Annotated in this window: 2 protein-coding genes; both read left to right on the top strand. The window is 56.1% G+C overall.

Annotation, left to right across the window (positions count from 1 at the left end; translation table 11 throughout):
- On the top strand, positions 1 to 184 hold a 184-nt coding region (locus AC5YGJ_RS20320; RefSeq protein WP_496187564.1), incomplete at its 5' end, for a hypothetical protein.
- A gap of 1 nt (position 185) precedes the next feature.
- The gene (locus AC5YGJ_RS20315; protein WP_496187563.1) at positions 186 to 563 is read left to right on the top strand and encodes a hypothetical protein; all 378 of its coding nucleotides are present in this window, start codon (positions 186 to 188) and stop codon (positions 561 to 563) included.
- Positions 564 to 802: the final 239 nt, after the last annotated feature.

Here is an 802-nt window from a genome sequence, read left to right as displayed (position 1 = left end):
CGAGATGGTCTCGCCACTGTCGTCCGATCTCTTCGGTGAGAGAATCACGCTGAGCTCAGGGGCAACAGAGTTCGTCGTTACCGATATCGGATGGGGATGGCCTCAAGCTATCCCGGGACTAGCGGGATACATCAACGATGTATGGCAAGGACACAACCAGAAGAATATCGACGATGCAAAGTAGAATGCTTCGGGTTGCTATCGCGATTGTGGCAGGAGCAATCCTACTCGTGCCTGGGCTTTTGATGGCCGTTGCTTGGGGGGGTACCTTAAACCTGGAGGTTGCCATCGCAGCCACGGTTGTTTCGATCGCAGTGGCCATCTGGCTGCCAAAATTGAGATGGGGTGGTGCGGTCATTGCTGCTTTGCTGATTGCTGTGCCCCCATTCCCGTACTGGACGAGCTGGGATGAAAATGCGGGGCAGCATTTGCACTTCTTCCACGGCTACAACCTGCAAAGCTTGCCTATGTTTAGGTTCGTTGTTGTTTTTTTGGTGGCTATGCTGCTCTTTGCAGCTATATTTTGGTCGATTGGCAAGCGCTCGGTTACCAAGGCCCCTTAGATCGCAGCGATGTTGATCATCCATGCTTCAAGCAACAAGCCCGCCCTTTGGTGGGCTTGTTGCTTGAAGCATGGCCGTCCTGCGCTGCGCCAGGTAACGAGAATACGGCGGCCCTACGCTTGGACGTCAGTGCGCGGTTCCGACCGGCTTGCCGTCGGCGTCACGGACGACATCGACGCGGCAGTGAAAGGCAGCCAACGCCCCGACGTTGCCGTCAGTGGACCTCGTAAGGGGTTGGG

The organism is Stenotrophomonas sp. CS3K5 (assembly GCF_059515225.1).
This window is presented reverse-complemented; position numbering and strand designations above follow the sequence as displayed.

Coding starts and splice junctions, on each gene's coding strand:
- AC5YGJ_RS20315 (WP_496187563.1), top strand. CDS start 186: ATGCTTCGGGTTGCTATCGCGATTGTGGCAGGAGCAATCCTACTCGTG.